The 17,463-nt window shown below is 72.0% G+C and carries 12 protein-coding genes; 3 read left to right on the plus strand and 9 right to left on the minus strand.

Going from position 1 to position 17,463, the window contains the following annotated elements:
• Positions 1-91: 91 nt before the first annotated feature.
• The 4 genes from ACH47Z_RS34840 to ACH47Z_RS34855 form a co-directional block, all read right to left on the minus strand.
• Positions 92-2,650 (minus strand): ATP-binding cassette domain-containing protein, encoded by a 2,559-nt coding sequence (locus ACH47Z_RS34840; RefSeq protein ID WP_399080986.1) that lies wholly within the window; start codon positions 2,648-2,650, stop codon positions 92-94.
• 133 nt (positions 2,651-2,783) lie between these two features.
• Positions 2,784-3,542 (minus strand): NUDIX domain-containing protein, encoded by a 759-nt coding sequence (locus ACH47Z_RS34845; RefSeq protein WP_399080987.1) that lies wholly within the window; start codon positions 3,540-3,542, stop codon positions 2,784-2,786.
• A 129-nt stretch (positions 3,543-3,671) separates the two neighbouring features.
• Positions 3,672-5,621 (minus strand): glycogen debranching N-terminal domain-containing protein, encoded by a 1,950-nt coding sequence (locus ACH47Z_RS34850; protein ID WP_399080989.1) that lies wholly within the window; start codon positions 5,619-5,621, stop codon positions 3,672-3,674.
• Between the two features lie 710 nt (positions 5,622-6,331).
• Positions 6,332-7,897: a DUF4192 domain-containing protein gene (locus tag ACH47Z_RS34855; RefSeq protein WP_399080991.1), complete on the minus strand. Its 1,566-nt coding sequence runs from the start codon at positions 7,895-7,897 to the stop codon at positions 6,332-6,334.
• 143 nt (positions 7,898-8,040) lie between these two features.
• On the opposite strand from ACH47Z_RS34855, the gene ACH47Z_RS34860 reads away from it, so the two are divergent.
• Positions 8,041-10,206: a RecQ family ATP-dependent DNA helicase gene (locus ACH47Z_RS34860; protein WP_399080993.1), complete on the plus strand. Its 2,166-nt coding sequence runs from the start codon at positions 8,041-8,043 to the stop codon at positions 10,204-10,206.
• A 264-nt stretch (positions 10,207-10,470) separates the two neighbouring features.
• Positions 10,471-11,091, plus strand: coding sequence for a hypothetical protein (locus tag ACH47Z_RS34865; RefSeq protein ID WP_399080995.1), 621 nt, complete (start codon positions 10,471-10,473; stop codon positions 11,089-11,091).
• Between the two features lie 400 nt (positions 11,092-11,491).
• Here the strand turns inward: ACH47Z_RS34865 and ACH47Z_RS34870 are convergent, their stop codons facing one another.
• From ACH47Z_RS34870 to ACH47Z_RS34880, 3 genes are all read right to left on the minus strand, one after another.
• Positions 11,492-12,124 (minus strand): hypothetical protein, encoded by a 633-nt coding sequence (locus ACH47Z_RS34870; protein ID WP_399080997.1) that lies wholly within the window; start codon positions 12,122-12,124, stop codon positions 11,492-11,494.
• 68 nt (positions 12,125-12,192) lie between these two features.
• The gene (locus ACH47Z_RS34875; RefSeq protein WP_399081118.1) at positions 12,193-12,894 is read right to left on the minus strand and encodes a ribonuclease HII; all 702 of its coding nucleotides are present in this window, start codon (positions 12,892-12,894) and stop codon (positions 12,193-12,195) included.
• A gap of 81 nt (positions 12,895-12,975) precedes the next feature.
• Positions 12,976-13,599 (minus strand): TetR/AcrR family transcriptional regulator, encoded by a 624-nt coding sequence (locus ACH47Z_RS34880; RefSeq protein WP_399081120.1) that lies wholly within the window; start codon positions 13,597-13,599, stop codon positions 12,976-12,978.
• Between the two features lie 185 nt (positions 13,600-13,784).
• On the opposite strand from ACH47Z_RS34880, the gene ACH47Z_RS34885 reads away from it, so the two are divergent.
• Positions 13,785-15,332, plus strand: coding sequence for an MFS transporter (locus ACH47Z_RS34885; RefSeq protein WP_399080999.1), 1,548 nt, complete (start codon positions 13,785-13,787; stop codon positions 15,330-15,332).
• Between the two features lie 449 nt (positions 15,333-15,781).
• On the opposite strand, the gene ACH47Z_RS34890 is transcribed toward ACH47Z_RS34885, so the two are convergent.
• Complete coding sequence (locus ACH47Z_RS34890) at positions 15,782-16,687, minus strand: ADP-ribosylglycohydrolase family protein (RefSeq protein WP_399081000.1); 906 nt, start codon at positions 16,685-16,687, stop codon at positions 15,782-15,784.
• Positions 16,688-16,699: 12 nt separating this feature from the next.
• Complete coding sequence (locus ACH47Z_RS34895) at positions 16,700-17,359, minus strand: histidine phosphatase family protein (RefSeq protein WP_399081002.1); 660 nt, start codon at positions 17,357-17,359, stop codon at positions 16,700-16,702.
• Between the last annotated feature and the right edge of the window lie 104 nt (positions 17,360-17,463).

A 17,463-nucleotide genomic window follows, 5' to 3' on the forward strand; every position in this document is an offset into this window, starting at 1 on the left:
CACCCCGTCGCAATTGACGCCTTATCGGAAAGAAATGGGCTTTCCGCGGGGAGTTGCGCACACAGTGATATCAGAAGTGGACACACACTCCTCACCGGAACCTGGTACGCAGCATCGTGACCAGATACGCACACAGGAGTGCCACCAGCGACAACGCCATTGCGCTGCCTACGGGTTGGGCGAGCACCCGCACCAGCCCGAGCAGGTACCGCTCCCCTCCGAAGGGCCACTGCAGCAGGAACACCTCCCGCATCCGCTCCGGGAATCCGGCCGCCATGCGAAGAGCGGGGTCCCGCACCACCTTGTGCACGACAGGGACGACGAGAACGGGTACGGCGAGTACGGCGGCCAGTCCCCCCGCCGTGGACCGGAAGACACCGGCCGCCAGTACACCGGCCCAGGCGCAGCCGACGACGAGACCGAACCAACTCGCGCCCAGCGAAAGCCAGTCCGCGGGAACTTGGGCCAGCTCCCGTCCGTAGACGATGTAGAGCACTTCGGCGTCGCAGCCCACGGTGAGGAAGGCGAGCAGCACCGCGGTGGCTCCGGAGACGAGGAGTTTCGCGGTCAGCAGCCCCAGCCGGCGGGGCACGGTGCCGCGGTCCGCCGCGAGGGCGGGGTGGCGGAACTCGTCCCCGAAGGCCAGCGCACCGAGCAGCCCCGCCGCCAGCGCCGCGGGCGGCAGCGGCAGCTCCCGCGGCCAGGCGGCGAACAGCAGCGCCTGCGGGGTGTGCCCGAGCCGTGCGAGCAGTACGGCGATGATCGCGGACACCGCCAGCGAGACACCGCAGGTGAGGAAGCCGACGCCGATTCCGGTGGCGCGCCGGATCTCGTAGCGCAGGGGGCGAAGGGGGCTGGGGGCGGAACGGACGGAGATGGGGGGTGGGAGGGAGGAGAGTGCATCGAGGGCCGGGGCGGCATCGGAGCGGGTGGCCCGGACGGTCCGGGTCTGCCGGGTGCCCGGATTCCTGGCGCCGGGGAGGCGGGCGCGGAGCGCGGAGATGCTCGCTGCGGAGACGCCCCCTGCCGGAATGCTCGTACTGCTGTCTTGCGCTTCCTGAACCACCGCGACCACGCCAGGCGCGGCGCCGGCACTCACGTCGACAGCCCCATTGCCGTCGGCACCCGCGAGCACCTCGGCAGGGACCATTCCTTCACCCCCACCGGCCCCGTCCTCACCGCCGAGAGCTGCGCCCCCGTACAACGTGCCGCCGGCCTCCGGGAGCGCACCTGGTGACCCGCTCTCGGCCCGGGCGTCGCAGGTTGTCTCCGCGTGCTCCGCCCCCGCCCGGTAAGCGGGCGCTTCCCCGAGCAATGGCCGCTCGCCGTCGGCAGACTGAGCCCGCTCCGCCGACGCGTGCGTGGATGCTCCGCGCGCATTCTCGTCAGAGGAGGAAGCCGACACCGTCGGCTCCGGCGCCGGCACGCCCGCGTCCGCGCACTCCCGCCTCTCTGCCGAGAAGCCTGCCGGCACGGCGCCCGGTTCTCCTGCCCTGACGTCGGACGCCGCGCGGTTCGGCTCTGCGGGCGTGAAGCCGAACGCCACGGTAGCCCTCTCCGGCGCGGGCGAGTCGGGTACGGAGGAACCCGGATCCGACGGCGCGGCACCGGAGCCGAATTCCAAAGCGGATTCCGCTGCGGGCGGGCCGGGTGCCACGGTCTCCGGCTCCGCCGCCGGCGAACCGGACGGGCTGTGTTCGTCCCGCCCCTGTGGCTCCTTCGCCACGACTTCGCCCGCCTCCGCCGACGAGACGCCGAGCTCGGCACCGGCCGCCGACCCCATGTCGCCTACCTCGTCGGCGAGTTGGTGGACGAGGATGCCGTGACGGAAGGCCGTGTCGCCGACGTCGGCGGTCGTCGAGCCGTACACCGACAGGCGGTTGCCGCCCTCCCGCACGACCTCGACGGAGCGGCGGGCGGTACGGGCCTCCTTGGTGAGCAGGGCCGCGAGGCGGGCCGCATGGGGGCTGCGGACGGCGACGCGCGGGCGCAGCCGGGTGCGGGCGAACTCCCTGGCGTCCTGATCGGCCTTGAGCCGGCCACCGTCGAGGGTGATGACGTGATCGGCCGCACGCGCGGCCTCCTTGGGATCGGCCGTGGTGAAGACGACAGTGCCGCCCTGCTGGGCGTGGGCACGCAGCATGCCGTGCAGCCACTGTGCCTCGCGGGTGGAGAGGCCGTCGGCGGGTTCGTCCAGGACGAGCGTGTGCGGGTCAGGCAGCAGAGCGCAGGCCAGGCCGAGCCGGCGGTCCATGCCGCATGAGAGCGTGCCGAGGCGTTCCTCTCGGAGACTGACCAGGCCGACGACCTCGAGGACCTCGTCGGCGCGTCGCGCGGGGACGCCCGAGGCCGCACACAGCATGCGCAGATGGCCGCGGACGGAACGCGCCGGGTGCCCTGGTACGTCGCCGAGGAGCACGCCGACCTCCCGCGACGGATGGGCGATGCTGTGCAGGGGCCGCCCTCTGAAGTGGGTGATGCCGCGCCCCTCTTGAAGTTCGAGCATCAGCCTGAGCGCAGTCGTCTTGCCCGCGCCGGCGCTTCCGAGGAGCGCGGTGACCTGTCCGGCACGCGCTTCGAAGGAGACGTCGTCGACGGCCGGCGGGTGCGCCTTGCGGGAATTGCTGGTCAGTCCGAAGGCCTGGATCACCTGCAGCAAGATAGCGCGCCATGTCTGGTTTTCCGGGTATCACCCCATTTAGCGCCGGGTGTGCTGCGGTCCAGACCGGTTCACGTCCGCCGTTCGACGGAGCCAGCACCCGCGCAGACGGACCCCGTACCCCTCAGACCTCCGGGCGCAGCATCGGAGGATTGAGCAGGGTGGCTCCGCCTGCCCGGAAGAGCTGCGCAGGCCGGCCGCCCTGGCGCGTCGTCGTACCTCCCGTGGGGACGAGGAATCCGGGCGTTCCGGTGACCTTGCGGTGGAAGTTGCGGGGATCGAGGGCCACTGCCCACACCGCCTCGTACACCCGGCGCAGCTCGCCGACGGTGAACTCGGCCGGGCAGAACGCGGTGGCCAGCGACGAGTACTCGATCTTGGACCGGGCCCGTTCCACTCCGTCGGCGAGGATCTGGGCGTGGTCGAAGGCGAGCGGCGCCACCGGCTCGCCGTCGCGTCCGTAGCCGCCCTGCTGGAGCAGCTCCTCCACCGGCGCCCAGCGCGCGTTGCTCGCGTCCCCTCCCGCGCGCGGTGCGGGCAGGTCGGGTGCGAGGGCAAGGTGCGCGACACTGACCACCCGCATGCGCGGGTCTCTCTTAGGGTCGCCGTAGGTGGCGAGCTGCTCGAGGTGGGCACCGTTGTCCTGGGCCGGGGCCGCGGGATCATGCGCCCTCAGCCCGGTCTCCTCTTCGAGTTCGCGCGCCGCCGCCTGGGAAAGGTCCTCGTCGGCCCGTACGAAGCCGCCGGGCAGTGCCCATCGCCCCTGGAACGGGGGCTCGCCCCTGCGTACCGCCAGCGCGCACAGGGCATGGCGGCGCACGGTCAGCACGACCAGGTCCACGGTGACGGCGAAGGGCGGAAAGGCTGACGGGTCGTAGGGCATGCGGCGATCATAGTCGTCTGCCTGACGATAAACACTCCCTTCGCCGGCCGCATCGGTGGTGGTTCTGCTTCGTTCCGTTATGGGGCGCAGGGCCGACTCCCCTACTTCGTTCGGTCGCGTCGTACGAGGTCACACTCCCAGCTGCAGGCCGTCCGCCGCCTCCTCGACCATGGCGAGTCCCAGTCGGCTGATCCGCACGGCGAAGGGGGCGCCGGCGAGGCGCAGCCCGGTGAGCCCGAGTTCCCCGAGCGGCGCACTGCGCACGGGGCGCAAGGTGACCGTACGGGCCGGGGCGTCGGGGCGGATGCCCGCGAGAGCGATGAGCACCATGATCGCGGAAGCTGCGGCGGTGGCCGCCGGCCGGCAGGCCGCGGGGTGCGGAAGGGGAGCGCTCCCTGCAGAACGCTGCTCGCCGCCGAACATCTCGGGCAGCCGGTGGCCGAAGTGCTCCGCCGCGGCCAGCAGGCCTCTCAGCAGGCCGCCCGCTTCCTTCTCGTAGCCGGCGGCGGCCAGTCCGGTGACGGCCAGCGCGGTCTCGTGGACCCGGACGGCTCCCGTCCGATGGCCGAACGGGTTGTGTCCCGCCTCCTTGGCGCCGAGACCGCGCAACCCCCAGCCCGCGTCCAGGGCGGGGGTACCGAGCAGCCGGGCGAGGTGTTCGGTCTGCACCTGGTCGAGGAGGCCCTGGGCGAGCCGCCCGGAACCGAGCAGGCCGGTGTCGAGCAGGTGGACGGCGGCGGAGCCCAGGTGCGGAACGGGCCGGCCGTCCGCTGCCAGGGCCGCGGCAGGGCGTCCGCCGCCGCGGTCCTCGACCCAGAAGTCGGCCCGGAAGGCTGCCCGCAGGTCCTGCGCCCACTGGCGTAACTCGGTGCCACCGGGCCGGTCGTAGGCGTCGAGGAGGTCGGCACCGAGCAGGGCCGCCCGGTGCGCGTGGGCCTGCGTCTCGCAGCGGACCGGGCCTGCGGGCTGCGGGTCGGGGAGGTAGATGCCGTCGCCGACGGTGGTCCGCAGCCAGGTGAGACAGCGTTCAGCGGCCGGCAGCAGCTCTCTCGTCTCCTGCTCGGGGAGCCCCCAGCGGCGGGCCTCGGCGAGCAGGACGGGGAAGAGCAGTGTGGCCTCCGTTCCCGTGCAGCCCGGTGGGAGGAGCGGTCCGGCGTCACGCCGTGGCCCGGGGATCAGGCCTGCCCGCGGATCCCGGTCCGGGAGCTGGGTGCGGGCCAGGGTGCGCAGTGTGCCCGCGGCGAGCCGGGTACCGAGAGGCAGGGCCATGCGGGTGGCGGCGAGGGCCTCGGCGGGCGCCATCCCGCAGCGCCATGGCGCGCCCGCGGCGAGGTAGGTGTCGGCGGGGTGGGCGGGGTCGCGCAAGAGGAGGGCTTGGAGGTCGGCGACGGCCATCTGCAGGAGCGGGGCCACCCTGGGGTCGTCACCCGTCGCCCGGGCGAGGGCGAGCGGACCGGTCGCGGTCTGCCCCGCGGCCCGCAGGGGACCCGCGCCGTCGAGCCGTACCCGGAGTTCCACAGTCGCCGTTCCGCCCGGCGGCAGCTCCACTTCCCAGCGCAGCAGTCCGGCGGATGCCAGGGCGTCGAAGGGGGGCGGGTCGGCGGTGACGCTGGCGGCGACGCCGGCCGTGGCCCAGCGCAGGCCCGAGTCGCGGACCATGGCCGGGACTTCGGGGCCCGCCCTGCCGGAGGCGATGGCGCCGAGCTCCGCGAGATCCGTACCGAGGGCGACCTCGACCGGGAGCCTCAGCGGTCGCGCGGCGGCGTTGCGGAGGATGATGCGCTCGGTCCCCTCGGCGCGACGCGTGCGCTCGACCATGACATCCGGATCGGGACCCGCCGCCGGGGATGCGCGCAGGGCCCCGACGAAGCGGGCGCTGTCGGCCCCGGTCATCCTGGCCTGCACGGCGAGCGGTTCGCGTCCGGCCACGCGGATCTGGCAGCGCGAGAGCAGGCGCCGGCCGCCTCGGTAGAACCCGTCCAGCCCCCGGCCGGCCAACTGCCCCTGGTCGCCGGAGATGGCGAGGCCGGGCAGGGCGACACAGATCAACACATCGTGGGTGGGCGGCAGCTCGGACACCGGGCGGCCGCCTGGCACGGTGCTGGGCGACGGGATCGCGGCAGGCCGACGGGCGCGGTCAGCAGCCGGGGGCGGAGCCCCGTCGCGGCCGGCCGGGGAAGCCGATCGTGAGTCCGGAGACGGCGGCCGGACACAGCTGGTCTCCGGTTGCGCCGCGGTGGCACCGGCTGCCCGAAATCGCTCGGGCCCGTCCCACGGCGGCCGCTCGGCGTCGGCGGCGGAGGACGAAGTCGGCGGCTGCGGCATGGGACGGCTTCTTCTGCTCTTGGGACCCGCTGGGCAGCCGGTGGGGCGTCCCGTGGGACAACGGTCGTACGGCGGCAGAGCCCGCTCAGGCGTTCCGCCACTCAGGTGAACGGAGAGGACCTCGTCCGGGTCACGGCCCGCGTCAGGGAGTCCGACCGAATGGCGGCGCGGCGGGACCGAGGAGGCGCCGTTCAGCACAGTCGTGATCCTGCGCCACCATCGGTCGGGCGGTGCGCCCGCGCGTGCCCCCGTAGCGCTCCGGCATGCCCGTCGCGCCAGACCGGCCAGGCGGCCCAGGACCGTACGGGCACCAGCACCACGGTGGCGGCACCGTCCGGACGCCACCGGACGCGCAGGGGCTGGGTGCGCACGCGGGATCCGGGAGCGTACGAGCCGCCCCGCCTTCTCCGTCGGAGGGCCACTCGTCTTCGTCGCGCGGGCCTGCTCGACCAGCGTCAAAGCACTCATCCCTCCCCCTCGGGCTCGCGAGGGCCGCTCCCCGACGGGGTGGTACTGGTGGAGTCCCGGTCCGACGCACGCGTACGCGTGGCGCCGGGACCGCGCGTGGCGGGCCGCAAGGGCTCGGGCGCCGACGGCCGGGGGTGGGAGCCGGCCGGCCGCCGGGCACCCGCTGTCCGAGCCGTCCGGGCCGTGCTTCGCAGACGGCTCTCACCGCCGTCGGCGGAGCGCACGCGGCGGCGTCGACGTGAGCCCGTGCCCGACTCCGCTTCGGTGACCTGGTCGTCCGCCCGTGCACTCACTCCGGGCGTCGCACCCTCACTGACCGGGCGTTCGGTCTCGGCCGAATCCACCGCCGGATCCGGCCGTTTCGTGGTTTCCGTCTGCGCTCGCCCCGTACGGTCCGCGCGCAGACAGCGACGAATAGCCTCGGGGTCGAGCCCTTCGTTGCAGGCCTGGTGCAGCAGACGTGCGAACAGGTAGTCGGGATCCGCGCCCAGGGCCATGGCCAGCGCCTCGCGGGCCTCCAGCTCGTCGCCCGTCGACCATGCGACCCAGCCGGCCAGGGTCAGCGGGGCCGCGGCGTGCTCGCCGTACGGCCCGACGCACCGGCGGGCCACGGCGCGCCAGAGCCGGAGGGCCGGGTCCGCCTCCTCGCCCTCCATCCAGGTGGCCGCACGGTCGCGGGTCGTGCGGTCCTGGAGTCCGAGGACGAGCCTCGCGGCCTCGTCGTGTGTGAGCAGTCCGTCGTCCCGCAGGTCCGCCGGGTGCGTGCCGGACACGGGGGCCGCCGCGGCGAAGCGGCGCATGACCCGCTCGGCGAGGGCGAGGGTCTCCTCGGCCACGTCCGGGCGGGACGCCTCGTCAAGAATGCGGGGCACCAGGGTCATGCCCGCCGCGTCCAGCGCGACCTCCTGCGCCGGCACCGCGGTGGTCTCCAAGGGCTGTAGCCTGGCCCGCAACTCCCTGAGCGTGCCGCGTACTTGGATGCCGGCGTAGGTGGCCGCGGCGGCCAGCACCGAGGTGCCGGGAAGGCCCATCGGCGAGCCGTCCTCGGGGCAGCAGCCCTCGATCGGGCAGCAGTACGACCAGTACCGGCCGTCCGAGATGCACAGTGCCTCGATGACCGGTACGTCGAGGTCGCCGCACTGGGTGCGCAGCAGCTGGGCCAGCCGCTCGAGCCGTCGCTTGACGTCCCGGCCGGACTCGCCCGGGCCCGGCTCCTGGCAGACGTAGGCCACCATCTGCTCCGGGCGGGAGCCCCGCCGCTCACTGCCCCTGACCAATCCCTGGGCCAGCTGGCGGGCGGCCGCCTCCCAGTCCTCCTCGCTCGCGGGGATGCCGAGCCTGGCCCGGCCGCCGAACCGGCCGCGGCCTTCGCGGTCATGGAGGGCGACCAGCACCATGCTGTCCTCAGGACGGTAACCGAGCAGGTAGGGAAGGGCGTCGGCCAGCTCGGCGGGGGTGCGCAGCGTGACCTGTGTGTCGTGTACGGACAGTCCGGTGAACGGCTCCTGTCCGGAGATGTCGTTGTTGTCGAAGGGTCCGATGGTTTCGCCGTGATTCGCCATGCCGAGACCATCTCGCGGATCTCGGAATTCCGCTTGAGCCTGTGGATAAGTCGAATCAGGGACACGACAAGACCTTCGCGGTTGTCCACAGCACCGGTCCGGGGCACGCCCGATTGTCGGTCCCTTCCTGTTGTATGGAGCGCATGGAGCACACGAGCAACGCGGATCTCCGGGCAGAGGCGGACGCAGTCCTCGCCCGGCTCGTCGGGGATGCCACGGGCGGGGCCCGGCTGCGCGAGGACCAGTGGCGGGCGATCGAGGCGCTGGTCGCCGACCGGCGCCGGGCCCTGGTCGTACAGCGCACGGGGTGGGGCAAGTCCGCGGTGTATTTCGTGGCGACCTCGCTGCTGCGCGCCAGAGGAAGCGGACCCACGGTGATCGTCTCGCCGCTGCTCGCGCTCATGCGCAATCAGGTGGAGGCCGCGGCCCGGGCCGGTATCCACGCCCGGACCATCAATTCCGCGAACACCGAGGAGTGGGACGCCGTCCAGGCCGAGATCGCGGCCGGTCAGGTCGATGTCCTGCTCGTCAGCCCGGAGCGGCTGAACAACCCCGACTTCCGCGACCAGGTCCTGCCCAAGCTGTCCGCGGCGACCGGCCTGCTGGTCGTGGACGAGGCCCACTGCATCTCCGACTGGGGCCATGACTTCCGTCCCGACTACCGGCGGCTGCGCACCATGCTGGGCGATCTACCGCCCGGCGTGCCCGTGCTGGCCACCACCGCCACGGCCAATGCCCGTGTGACCGCGGATGTCGCCGAGCAGCTCGGCACGGGCGGCTCGTCGGACGCGCTGGTGCTGCGCGGACCGCTGGACCGGGAGAGCCTCAGCCTCGGGGTGCTGCCGCTGCCGGACGCCGCGCACCGGATGGCCTGGCTCGCCGACCATCTCGACGACCTGCCGGGCTCCGGCATCGTCTACACACTCACGGTCGCCGCGGCGGAAGAGGTCGCCACCTTCCTGCGGCGGCGCGGGCACGCCGTCGCCTCGTACACGGGCAAGACGGAGAACGCCGAACGGCAGCAGGCCGAGGACGATCTGCTCGCCAACCGGGTCAAGGCACTTGTCGCCACCTCCGCGCTCGGCATGGGCTTCGACAAGCCGGATCTCGGCTTCGTGGTCCATCTCGGCTCCCCCTCCTCCCCCATCGCCTACTACCAGCAGGTCGGCCGGGCCGGCCGTGGTGTCGAGCACGCCGAGGTACTGCTGCTGCCCGGCAAGGAGGACGAGGCCATTTGGCAGTACTTCGCCTCGCTCGCCTTCCCCTCCGAGGAGCTGGTCCGGCGCACCCTGGAGGTCCTCGCCCGGGCGGACGGCCCGCTGTCGCTGCCCGCTCTGGAACCGCTGGTCGAGCTGCGCCGCTCCCGACTGGAGACCATGCTGAAGGTCCTCGACGTGGACGGTGCGGTCCGCCGCGTCAAGGGCGGCTGGGTCGCGACGGGACAGCCTTGGTCGTACGACGCCGAGCGGTACGCCTGGGTGGCCCGGCAACGCGCGGCCGAGCAGCAGGCGATGCGCGCCTACGCGTCCACCACCGAGTGCCGGATGGAGTTCCTGCAGCGACAGCTGGACGACGAGGGCGCCAAGCCCTGCGGACGCTGTGACAACTGCGTGGGGCCGCGCTTCACCGCCGACACCTCCGCGACGGCGGTGGACGCCGCGCGCAACGACCTCGGCCGAGCCGGTGTCGAGGTGGAACCCCGCCGCATGTGGCCGACCGGGCTGCCGGCCATCGGCATCGCGCTCAAGGGGCGCATTCCGGCCGGTGAACAGGCCTTGCCGGGGCGGGCGCTGGGGCGACTGTCGGACATCGGTTGGGGCAACCGGCTGCGGCCGCTCCTCGCGCCCCAGGCGCCGGACACCGCTGTGCCGGACGACGTGGCGCGGGCCGTGGTGGGCGTTCTGGCCGACTGGGCGAAGGGCCCCGGCGGCTGGACCCCCGGTACGTCCGACGCCCAGCCCCGGCCGGTGGGTGTCGTCACCATCGCCTCGCGTTCCCGGCCCCGGCTGATCCACTCCCTGGGCACCCGGATCGCCGAGGTGGGCCGGCTTCCTCTGCTCGGCTCCGTGGCGTACGCCGAGGACGTGCCGCGGGTGTCGCGCAGCAACAGTGCCCAGCGGTTGAAGGCCCTCGACGGCGCGCTGACAGTGCCGCACGCCCTCGCATCGGCGCTCGCCGAGGCCGATGGTCCGGTTCTGCTGGTCGACGACTTCACCGAGACGGGCTGGACCCTCGCGGTCGCGGCGCGCCTGCTCCGAAAGTCCGGCGCGCGGGGGGTGTTGCCGCTGGTCCTGGCCGTCCAGGGCTGACTCCGCGTCCGGCCGCGGCAGCCAACGCGCTGCCGCTGGACACCTCAGGCGTCAGCAGCCGAAGCTTCGGGTAAGGATATAAGCCACACACCCCCCGATAACCGTCGGTGGCCCCAATTGCTCGTTGCCGCATCCCAGTTCGACAGGAAGAATTGAGGTCCGCTCCCCGCACGGCTCGCCCGTGGTCCGGTTGGGCCTTGCTGCGGTGCGCGCTCCCAAATCCGACCTCGCCCGTAGTGTGGGCGCGTAGCCGAAGGGAGGAACGTGACCTTCGGATTCGCCTCGTCCTCGGCGGCCTCGTTGTCGACGTCCGCGTCCGCCGTTTCCGCCAGTCGCCTGCTCGAGCCGGCCGAATGGGCTGCCGCCGGAATCCCACTGCTGCGCAACCCCCGTGAGGTCGTCAGCGGGCTGCATGCCCGGCACCACCCCAAGCCGTCCACGGCGATCGTGGCGGTGCTGGATCCCGACGAGCGGCTGTGCGCCAGCGCGTCGTTCACCCGTCGACCGGCCCCGGCCGACGGGTGGATGTTCCGCAACGCGCTGCTCGCCCAACTGCGCCGCGTCATTCCGCACGACCTGCGACGCCGCACGCCGGTGCGCACGGCCGTATTGCTCTACTGCCGTGAGGGCGATGCGCGCTGGACGGAGGAGGACGGCGCCTGGATGTGGGGCCTGCGCGACGCCTGTACGCTGCACGGCCTGCGCTGCGGGGCGTACATCACGCTGACCCACGACGGCTGGCAGGTGCTCGGCGAGGGGCGCGGTGGTCGCCGCCCCAACGCCGACTCCGTACCGGAGCCCTTCGCCTTGTCGGAGACCCCGCCGCTGGCGCCACGCACCGGCGGGCCGGTATCCGAGGTCCTGCGCCGGGCAGCGGCTCGCTGAAGGTCACGGCACCGGGCCCAGGTCGTACGCCTCGGTCGTACGCACCGCCCGGCGCCGGCCACCCGGGCCACGCGAACGGCAGGCCGTGCACGGGTCGCCCGGTCAGGTCGCCCAGGCGGCCTGGAACAACGGACACCGAGGGGCAGGTCGGCCTCTACGACTGCGGGGAGTGCCCGGGGGGCAGCCACTCGCCACGGCTCGCAGGCGCGCACGTACTACGGCGCCCGCCCCAACCGACACCTCACAGGCGGTCGCTGCTCGCCCCGGTGACCGGCGGATAGGTCGTTCCAGGAGTGCAGCGGCCGCCTGCCATCCGGGCAGACCAAGAGCCACTCCATGCGGATTCCGCCGGAGCGGCTCCAGTGTCACCCCGGTACCACCCCGAGGCACCGGGTGTGGCTCAGACGCCGGCGCCCAGCACCGTGTTGATCTGCTGCGGGTCGCCGCAGACGATCAGCAGGGCACCGGCCCGGGAGTGGGCCAGCGGCAGGGCGGAGGCGGCTGCGGAGCTGGGGCCTCCGTTGACGGCCACGACCACCACAGGGCGGGACGCGGCACGGGCGGCGATGACGGCGTCCGTGTAGAAGACGTCGTCACCGGCGTCGTGCTGTGCCCAGTAGGAGGCTTCGCCGAAGGACAGCTCGTGCTCCGCCCACGGGTGCTGGGCACCGGTGGTGATCACGAGCACGTCGCCGGGGGCACGGCCCGAGTCCAGGAGCAGGTCCACCGCCTCTTCGGCGGCATCGAGCGCACCCTCGGCCGAGGCCGGGATCAGCTGGATCTGCGGGGTGGCCGCAGGAGCGGCGGGAGCGGCCGGGCCCGACGGGCCCGGCTTGGCCGGAGCCACGTCACGCGGTGTGCGCTGCACCGGCGCCGCGGGCCGCAGAGGGCCGGGACGACCGGGGCGGGACGGAGCCGCGGGACGGGGGCCGGGTACGGGGCGGGGGGTCGGCGCGGTACGGCCGCTGGCCGGAGTAGCGCGGGGACCCTGGGCACTCTCGTGAATCTGAGGCTCCTCGGGAATGAGAGGCATGAGCTGATATTTATCAAACATTGGTGCGGCGCGGGCAACTGGGTGGCACATCAGTGCGATCGGAACCGTCAGAAATCGAAGTCGAGCTGACCCTCGATTTCCGGAACGCCTCCGTCCGCCCAGCTGCGGACCTTCTTGAGGTGCCGCCACTGAGGCAACGCATCAAGATACGCCCACGACAGGCGGTGGTGCGGGGTGGGCCCCCACTCCTCCAGTGCGGCCTTGTGCACGGGTGACGGATACCCGGCGTTGTCCGCAAATCCGAAGTCTGCATGGTCGATACCCAGTTCGGCCATCATTTTGTCGCGCTGAACCTTGGCGATCACCGACGCCGCGGCGACGGCCACACACGACTGATCGCCCTTGATCACCGTGCGAACCCTCCAGGGGGCGCCGAGATAGTCGTGCTTCCCATCGAGGATCACGGCGTCGGGGCGAACCGGCAGGGTGTCCAGAGCGCGCACGGCGGCGAGCCGCAGCGCGGCCGTCATCCCCAGGTCGTCGATCTCCTCGGGGGAAGCATGCCCCAGGGCGTAGGCCGTCACCCATGCCTGCAGGACCACGGCAAGTTCTGTACGACGCTTGACGGTCAGCAGCTTGGAGTCGGTCAGGCCCTCGGGCGGGCGGCGTAGTCCGGTGATCGCGGCACAGACGGTGACAGGTCCGGCCCAGGCGCCGCGCCCCACCTCGTCGACACCGGCGATGACCTTCGCTCCGGTCGTGGCGCGTAGGGAGCGCTCGACAGTGTGAGTAGGTGGTTCGTACGGCATGGCGCCCTTAGCGTACGCCGCCGGGATCGCCCCGCGACACCCCGGTCGCCCGACCGCCGCGCAGATCACGGGGGCTCCGGATCAGACGCTGTGGGGCCGCAGCAGCGGGAGCATCAGCTGGTCGATCATCTCCTCGAGATCTTGGTCGCTCCATTCGCTCGCGCACACTTTGGAGCGGTACATCATCATGGCCGGGATAGCGTCGAAGACATAGCCGTTGGCCGCGTCCGGGCGGACCTCACCTCGCTCTATCCCACGGGTGATGACATCACGGAGCAGCGTGACCGTCGGCTCGATGACCCCTCCGACGATCACGTTCTGAAAGCGCTCCGCCTGGGCATCGTCGCACTCGTGGATCACCGCACGCAGCGCGACACCGGGGAGCGAGTACATGATCCCCCGCACCCGTCGGCACAGAATGAGGAGGTCCTCGCGCACACTTCCGAGGTCCGGAACCGTCTCCACCTGGGGCAGTCCGGCCACCAGCGCGTCCGCGACGAGATCCTCCTTGCTGGGCCAGCGGCGGTAGACCGCGGCCTTGCCCGTCTGCGCGCCGGCCGCGACGCCTTCCATGGTCAGGCCCTTCCAGCCGACCGAGCCGAGTTGTTCCAGAGCGGCATTCAGGATCGCGCGCTCCAGCACCACGCCGCGCCGACGAGGGGAAGCCGTCCGGGTGGGGTCGGCCGTCCAGCGCGAGGTAACCATCTGTGTCTCTCCAGCGTGCAAGGGAAGCGGGGGTTCCGGGGCGAAGGGCGCCGCGCCGCAGCAAAAGGGGGACGCGAGGCGGCGCACCCGATTAAGTGAACGCTTGCGTTCACTCTTGGGGACTCACTACCGTGGAGCCGAAAGTGAACGCGAGCGTTCACTAACGCCTTTATGGGGGACCCATAGTGACGACCTCTCAGCTACTCAAGGATCCAAAACCGGGCGTGGCCCGCCGGGAGGGGCATCCCGGCATCGCACTCACCGTCATCGCGGCCTGCCAACTCATGGTGGTACTCGACGCGACGATTGTGAACATCGCGCTCCCGCACATTCAAGATGCGCTCAAATTCAGCACGACCGACCTGACTTGGGTCGTCAGTGCCTACACGCTCACCTTCGGCGGCCTGCTGCTGCTCGGTGCGCGGGCCGGTGACATCCTCGGCCGCCGCCGGGTGTTCATCACCGGCATCCTGCTCTTCACCTTCGCTTCGCTGCTGGGCGGTCTCGCCCAGGAACCCTGGCAGCTGCTGGCCGCACGGGCCCTGCAGGGTGTGGGCGGTGCAATAGCCTCGCCCACGTCGCTGGCGCTGATCACGACGACCTTCCCCGAAGGCCCGGAACGCAACCGGGCCTTCGGTGTGTTCGCCGCCGTCTCCGCGGGCGGCGGTGCCATCGGCCTGCTCGCAGGCGGCATGCTCACCGACTGGCTGGACTGGCGGTGGGTGCTCTTCGTCAACGTACCCATCGGTGTGCTGATCGCGGCGGTCGCACCGCTGTACATCAGCGAGTCCGAGCGGCATCCGGGGCGCTTCGACATCACGGGCGCACTGACCTCGACGGCGGGCATGGCCTCGCTGGTGTACGGGTTCATCCGGGCCGCGGAGAACGGCTGGCGCGACAGCCTCACCCTCGGCTCGTTCGGCGCGGCCGTGGTGCTGCTGCTCGCCTTCATCCTGACCGAGACGCGGGCGAAGGAGCCGATCACCCCGCTCAGGATGTTCACGGACCGCAACCGCTGGGGCACGTATGTGATCATGCTGAGCCTGTCCGCGGCGATGTTCGGCATGTTCTTCTACATCGTGCTGTTCGTGCAGGACGTCCTCGGCTACAGCGCCATCAAGGCCGGCCTGGCCTTCCTCCCTGTGACGGTCGCGATCGCGGTCGGCGCGGGCCTGTCGCAGTCCTTGCTGCCGAAGCTCGGCCCGAAGCCGTTCATGATGGTCGGCTCGGCGCTCGTGGCCGTCGGGCTGGTCTGGCAGACGTTCATCCGGCCGGACAGCTCCTACCTCGGCGGAGTGCTCGGGCCGATGCTGGTGTTCGGCTTCGGCATGGGTCTGAACTTCGTGACGGCCACCGTGACGGCCGTGTCCGGCGTCGCCCCGCACGAGGCTGGTGCGGCCTCCGGTCTGCTCAACGCGATGCAGCAGGTGGGCGGTTCGCTCGGGTTGTCTATCCTGACGACCGTCTTCGGCTCGGCCAGCAAGGACGAGGTGAAGAAGCAGCTGCCGAAGTTCCTCGACAACGGTTCGCCGGAGCAGAAGGCGCAGTTCGCCAAGACTCACCTGCTGCCCGCGCCCTGGGGACACGACGTGCTCGCCCACGGCATCTCCATCGCCTTCGTGCCGGCTGCCGCGATGGCCGGGCTGGCGTTCCTCGCCGCCTGGCTGGTGCTCAGGGTCCGCAAGAACGATCTCGAATCCCTCGCCGGTATGGCCGGCCCGGGCATGGGCTGACCCCTTCCGGACCGCGCTGAGCCACGGCCTGCCGGACCGCCGCCCGGGGACGGACGGCACGCACGTCGGTCCGGCAGGCTGCACCACGGCCATCAGAGCCCACATCAGAACCAGTACGACCACAGCCCACGACACGAACGCCATCACGCACCCCCTCCGACCTGCGCCTTCGGCTCCTCCGCGGACCTTGCCGAAAGGCCCGGCATACACGGTTACGGGAAGAACGGGTGGCCGTCACAGAGAGTTCCCGGCAGTCGCGCAGAGTTTTCATCAGGCCATGCACGCACCGGAACCTGGCCTTCACCGGCCTCCCGAAAACACAACCGACCGCCCGGAAACACAACCGACCGGCCTAGGCACACACTCAGCAGACCGGACGCACCCCGAACGCCGGCGACACGGTCACCCGGCGCTCACCCCCGCAGCAGTCGGCGCCGCGCTGCGCCCCGTCAGACACCCGTCGGCACCCACTCCGGCAGCCCCTCGACCCGCTCCGCCCACTCGGCGGGCGGTCTCCCCGGCTTGCCGGAGGCGAGCACGCCGCCCACGATCGCGCAGGTCGTGTCCACGTCGCCGCCCACCTGGGCGGTGGTCCAGAACGCGGCCTCGAAGTCCCCGAGGCTGCGTGCGGCGGACCAGAGGGCGAAGGGGACGGTGTCATGGGCCGTCGTACGACGTCCGCAGCCCAGAACGGCCGCGACGGTGCCCGCGTCGCCGTAGTCGAGCATGTCCCGGGCGCGCCGGAGTCCCTGGCCGACCGCGCTCTTCGGCACCAGGGCGATGACGCCGTCGAGGAGCGCCTCGGGGCTCGGGGGCCCGTCCGGCGAGCCGGCCAGCGCCGCCGCGGCGGCCACGGCCATGGCCCCGACCACGGCCTCACGGTGCTGATGGGTGGGGTAGGCCGAGATCTCCGCTTGATGAGTCGCCTGCTCCGGATCGTCCGCGTACCAGGCGCCCAGCGGGGCGATCCGCATCGCCGCTCCGTTGCCCCAGGACCCCCGCCCGTTGAAGAGCCCGGCGGCCAGCTCTCGCCAGTCGCCGCCCTCCCGGACGAGCCGCAGCAGCCGGTTGACCGCGGGCCCGTAGCCCCGGTCGAAGTCGTGGTGGTCGGCGAAGGAGCGGGCCAGCGCGTCCTGGTCGATGCGGCGGTGGGCGCCGAGGACGGCGACCACGGAGCAGGCCATCTCGGTGTCGTCCGTCCACTGCCAAGGGCCCGGGGGCAGCTCGCGTCGCTTCAGCAGGGGATAGTGCGCCGGGACGAAGAACTGGGAACCCAGGGCGTCTCCCACGGCCAGTCCACGCAGGCTCGCCAGGGCGCGCTCCAGGCGCCCGGAGGAAGAGGAGTCAGCGGTCATCGCTCTGCCACTCTATCCGTTCACCCAGTACGGCATCGGCTCGCGCCAGCGCTCGAAGGGGCGGTCGAGCGTGTACTTGCCGTCGTCTCCCAGAACGAGCATCCGCATCTCCGCGTTCCCCGGGTTCGACAGCGACTCGAATTCCGCGACGGTCCAGTGGAACCAGCGCATGCAGAACAGCCGCATCGCGAGCCCGTGCGTCACCAGGAGCACGTTCGGCGGGTGGTCGGGGGCCTCGAAGCTGCGGTAGAGGCTCTCCAGGAAGCCGCCGACCCGGTCGTACACGTCGGCGCCGGACTCGCCCTGAGGGAACCGGAAGAAGAAGTGGCCGTACGCGTCCCGGTAGGCCTTCTGCAGGCGTACGTCGTCGCGGTCCTGCCAGTTGCCCCAGTCCTGTTCGCGCAGCCGCGGCTCCTCCCGGACGCGTATGAGACCGGGGTCGAGATGGAAGGCGCGGAGCGTCTCGTGGGTGCGGCGGTACGGGGAGACGTACACGCTCACGCGTTCCCTGCCGAAAAGCTCCCTGAGCTCCTTGCCGGTCTCCTGGGCCTGTCGCCAGCCCCGCTCGGTGAGGGCGAGCGCGTGGTCGGGCTCACGCTCGTACACGGAGTCGTCGATGTTGCCCGTTGACTCGCCGTGCCGGACAAGGACGATGCGCCGTGGTCGTGCCATGCCAAAACCCTAGATCGAGCGGGGGAAAGTCGAGCACTCGTACGGGCTCCATACGGCGTAGGTCACACGAAACCCGCGTCTCGGACCCTCCCCGGACGCGTTTC

Source organism: Streptomyces sp. NPDC020192, from assembly GCF_044388685.1.
Taxonomy (GTDB): Bacteria; Actinomycetota; Actinomycetes; order Streptomycetales; family Streptomycetaceae; genus Streptomyces.